The sequence below is a fragment of the Stenotrophomonas sp. FW305-3-2-15-E-LB1 genome (genome assembly GCF_058787375.1).
Window position 1 is genome coordinate 172,023 of record NZ_JBYSZR010000007.1, and the last position, 4,418, is coordinate 176,440.

Annotated in this window: 4 protein-coding genes; 1 reads left to right on the forward strand and 3 read right to left on the reverse strand. The window is 64.1% G+C overall.

Features of this window, described 5'->3' with window-relative positions:
- Positions 1-116 precede the first annotated feature (116 nt).
- From AC3WL7_RS07865 to AC3WL7_RS07875, 3 genes are all read right to left on the reverse strand, one after another.
- A complete protein-coding gene (locus AC3WL7_RS07865) occupies positions 117-470 on the reverse strand; it encodes a hypothetical protein (RefSeq protein WP_079222504.1) in 354 nt (117 codons plus the stop codon).
- A gap of 485 nt (positions 471-955) precedes the next feature.
- Positions 956-1,705, reverse strand: a complete 750-nt coding sequence (locus AC3WL7_RS07870; RefSeq protein ID WP_492749909.1) for a hypothetical protein — start codon at positions 1,703-1,705, stop codon at positions 956-958.
- A 66-nt stretch (positions 1,706-1,771) separates the two neighbouring features.
- On the reverse strand, positions 1,772-2,452 hold the full coding sequence (locus AC3WL7_RS07875) for a hypothetical protein (RefSeq protein WP_492749910.1): 681 nt from the start codon (positions 2,450-2,452) through the stop codon (positions 1,772-1,774).
- 577 nt (positions 2,453-3,029) lie between these two features.
- On the opposite strand from AC3WL7_RS07875, the gene AC3WL7_RS07880 reads away from it, so the two are divergent.
- Positions 3,030-4,235 carry an MFS transporter gene (locus tag AC3WL7_RS07880; RefSeq protein WP_492749911.1) on the forward strand — a complete coding sequence of 402 codons (1,206 nt, stop codon included), beginning with the start codon at positions 3,030-3,032 and terminating at the stop codon, positions 4,233-4,235.
- The last annotated feature ends 183 nt before the right edge of the window (positions 4,236-4,418 follow it).

The following is a 4,418-nucleotide window of genomic DNA, read 5'->3' on the forward strand; positions in this document are numbered from 1 at the left end:
CGACCACTTCAGTGGTCACCAAGAAGCCTGGAAGACGACAGTCCTCCGGGTTTTTTTGTGCCTGTCGCCCGGGCCTGCAACGGGGCAAGGCAGCCGCCCTGCCCCGCCACGTTCCCTCAGCAGGGCCGCACGTTCAGGCTGGCATACATGGCCAGCGCCCGGCAGGCCTGCATCAGGCCCTCCACGATGCGCTCGCCCACATCCTGGTCCGGCCCGCCATCCTGCCGCGCCCGCTCAGCGGCCAGCAGGATGTCATGCACGGTGCGCAGCCCCACCAGCGCGCAATCCAGATCGGCCAGGGCGATGCGCCGGCCAGGGGCCAGCTGCCGCTCTGGCCAGGGGCGGCCATCGGATGCGCCGCCGCTGTCGATGCCACGTAACTGCGCGACGAAGGTGATGGGCTCGCCTGCCACATCGGCATTGGCCGGCGCGTGACCGGTGGGCGGGAAGGAAGTATCAGACGTCTTCATGGGCATTCTCCATGCAAGGAACACAGTGAAGCCGCCGCAGAAAAGCGGCGGGCGATACGTGGCTGCAAAAACCCGGCTGACTTCGTTCGGGCGGATGTGCTTGCGCACACCCCCACGCACCGCCCGCCATGGAACGCGAACGGAATGCCAGCCGGCGCCGCGCGAAGCGACGCCGGCTGGCAAGCGTATACAACAAGTCAGCTCGGGTTTTGCAGTCCCGGCCACCCTTTTCCGGTGGCATGCGAAGGTGTAAACGCCAACGCACGATGTGCCAATGGGCAAACACGCCACTGCAACAATTCGTACGATTCGCGACATTGTTGCACAGCGTCTGCGGGCGTCCAGAACCTAGGGGCGCAAAGGCTTGGCAGGTGTTAAGCCGCAAGCGCCGTTGTGCCGCGCGGCAGGATGGGGGGCGTGCGGATTACGTCACTCTGCGCGCGGTGGAGGCGCTTCGAGAGAGTGCGGGGCGGTCGTGGTCGCGCTCAGCCCTTGAAGTGAGGATCGGTCACTGGCAACAGGTCGCGGCAGGCCAGATCCTTTTCGACGCGGTGAACTCGCTCCATCTGCGCGTCATCGCAGGGATCAAATACGCCTGGAACCGAGACGATGACCGTACCAAAGCCATCAATCGGGTGGACGGCATGCGCATCCGGGAGCTGTGCGTGCTCAACCTGAGCTGGAACGAATCCCATCCAGCCGAAGAACTGACGGTGTTGATACAGGCGCCGGTCCATTTGATATGAAACAAGCCCCTTCTCGGGCGTTCTGGACTTCACATCAACGCACGCGAACCTCGGCCGTATTGTCTTCACCAGCCCAATTAAAGCGTTGACCATCAGGGAAGGAGTTGCCTCTCCAAAGGGCTCGGGCCTTACAAGACTGAAAGAGTTGAATCCTGTTGTTGGGTTCAAATCCAACACGGCCAATCCCGGCTTGCGCCAGTCCCGATCATTGTCCACGTTGGCCAGCGTCACGGAAGCACCCAGCTCTTCAAAATCACCGAACCGTCTACGATCCTGGTCAAGATCCTTCTCCATTCGAGCCAGGAGCGCACTCGAATCGTCGAGTGAAATACACTCTTCCTTGGGACTTGAAGGCAGTGCATACCATTCTCTCAGCGATGGGTGCAGTGCTGCGAGACTTTGTACTGTCAGCAAGGCCAAGCCCAGCACCTCACTCGGTGAACGTGAGACGGGAGTGGTCCACAGATTTTCCTGAGCACGAATGATCATCTGCTTCCTCCATGGGTAGGCGACAGAAGCGCTTCGGGTGGGGACCTGGGCCGGCTGTGGTCGTGCTCAGGCCTTGAAGTGAGGATCGGTCACCGGCAACAGATCGTAGCTGGCCAGATCCATTTCAACGCGGTGCACCTTGTCCACCTGCGCGTCGTCGGTGGGGTCAAACACGCCCGGCACCGAGACGATCACCGTACCCAGGCCATCAATCGGGTGGACGGCATGTGCGTCGCGTATCTGCGCGTGGGTGATCTGCGCGGGCACGAAGCCCATCCAACCGAAGAATTCCCGGTGTTGATACAGGCGTCGGTCAATTTGATAGGTCACAAGCCCCTTCTCGGGCGTTCTGGACTTCACATCAACGCACGCGAACGAGGGCCTTACTATTTTCACCAGCTCGACCAACGCCTTCAACATGAGATCATGGGCATTCACCCCAAATGGCTCGATCCCATCAAGACGAAACTTGTTGAATCCCGTTGTCGGATCTAAACCGAACACGACCAAACCAGGCTTACGCCAGTCCCGGTCGTTGTTCACGTTTGCCAAGGTCAATGAAGCCCCAAGGCCTTCAAAATCGCCGAAGCGTCTACGCGCTTCCTCTACATCCCGCCCCATCTGCTCTATGAGCGTGCCCGCTTCATTGAGAGACACATACTTGCCTTTGCGGCTCGAGGGGAGTGCAAACCAATTCTTGAGCGATGGATGGAGTGGGTCCAGGGCCTTGGTCGCCAGCACAGCCAAGCGCAGCACATCCTCAGCGGACCTGCCGACGGGCGTCGTTCGCAGATTGGCTTGAACACTAATAATCAAGCGAATTCCCCAGCATAAGGTACGTGCTTGGCGCGCCGGTCAGGCTGACCGTGGTCGTGCTCGGCCATTGAAGTGAGGACGCGCCACAGGCTTGCCCTCGATGTCGGTCGCAGGCGAACCGGTAATGACCCGGCCCCCGCTGCTGGTCGCATCCCCCACCACAATCAACGTCCTTGCCACCCCACCATCCTTCCGTATTGGATTCGGCCCGAACCTAGCAATGGCGCAAACAGCCTGCACTTGACCGCAGCGCAGCGTGCCCTGCCGTTGGCTGGGCGTGCGCCAGGCAAACGCTGGAAACACAACGGATTCACTGGACCCGAGCGGATTTCCGGCGCGCTGCGACAACGGACATCAGGATGTGCGGATCGCGACAGTCAGCGCCGACAGGACCGGGCGCATCGCGCCACGTACAATGGCCACCTTTCCCCCACCCACCTCACCGGCACTGTCCGGTGCGGCGCTGCACGCCCACGTTGCGGCGTGCGCCACCTGCAAGGACCCCCGCATGACGTCCCCCACTTCGCCCTCACCCTCGCTGCTGCAGGGCCGCCTGCTGGCCTTCGTTGCCATCCTGCTGGCGGCGGTCAACCTGCGTACGGCGGTCACCTCCATCACCCCGCTGCTGGACGTGCTGGGCCAGCAGTTCGGCTTCGGCACCACCATGACCGGCGTGCTGGGCATGCTGCCCACGGCCTCGTTCGCGCTGTTCGGCGTGGCGACCCCGGCCGTGGCCCGGCGCCTGGGCCTGGAGCGCACCACGCTGCTGGCGATGACCCTGGCCATGGCCGGCCTGCTGCTGCGCTCCAGTGCGGGCAACGTCGGCACCCTGCTGCTCGGTTCGGTGATCGCGCTGGCCGGCATGGGCATCGGCAACGTGGTGGTGCCGCCGCTGGTGAAGCGCTACTTCGCCAACAAGGTGGGCACGATGAGCACGCTGTACATCAGCGTGCTGCAGCTGGGCACGATGACCCCGGCGCTGCTGGCGGTGCCGGTGGCCAATGCCGCTGGCTGGCGCGTGTCGCTGGGCATGTGGGCGCTGCTGGCCCTGGCCGCCGCCCTGCCCTGGCTGCTGCTGGCCAAGCGTGCGCCCCGGCCGGTGCAGGACAGCAGCGACCCCAGCGCGCAGCCGCACGGCAAGGTCTGGCGCACGTCGCTGGGCTGGAGCATGACGCTGATGTTCGGCATGACCTCACTGATGACCTATTCGATGTTCACCTGGCTGCCGCGCATCGTGGTCGAGGCCGGCGCCACGCCGGCGTTCGGTGGCGTGATGGTGGCGGTGTTCTCGGCGCTGGGCCTGCTGCCGTCGCTGGTCATCCCCTCGCTGGCGGTGCGCCTGCCGAACCCCTTCCCGCTGGTGCTGATCGGCTTCTTCGCGTTCGTCATCGCGTTCACCGGCCTGCTGCTGGCACCGCTGAAGGCGCCGCTGCTGTGGGCGGCGCTGCTGGGCGTGGGCCCGTCCACCTTCCCGCTGGCCCTGACCCTGATCAACCTGCGCACGCGTACGCCTACCGGGTCGGCGGCGCTGTCCGGCTTCATGCAGGGCGTGGGTTACAGCTTCAGCTGCCTTGGGCCGTTCCTGGTGGGCTGGCTGCATACGGTCAGCAATGGCTGGGGGCTGCCGTTCGGCTTCCTGTTCGGCTGCGCGGCGCTGATGCTGGGCGCATCGTGGGTGGCGTGCAAGCCGCGCAAGCTGGAAGACCTCTGGTAAGGGGTTGGGTTGCTGCGGCAGGGCTGCGCCCTGCACCTGCCAAGGTCAACGGCAATGGCAACAGCGGCTCTGGGTTTCTGCTTGCTGGGCGCGGCGGTGTGGGTGGGCAGGACACGCCGTAAACCCATCCTTGGGGGCTCGATGGCGCCATCCATGGCGCCAACGGTCCTGCAAGCCCACACC

What these genes read in the sequence shown, in the direction of transcription:
- AC3WL7_RS07865 (WP_079222504.1), bottom strand. Translation starts at nt 470, where the DNA reads ATGAAGACGTCTGATACTTCCTTCCCGCCCACCGGTCACGCGCCGGCC.
- AC3WL7_RS07870 (WP_492749909.1), bottom strand. Translation starts at nt 1,705, where the DNA reads ATGATCATTCGTGCTCAGGAAAATCTGTGGACCACTCCCGTCTCACGT.
- AC3WL7_RS07880 (WP_492749911.1), top strand. Translation starts at nt 3,030, where the DNA reads ATGACGTCCCCCACTTCGCCCTCACCCTCGCTGCTGCAGGGCCGCCTG.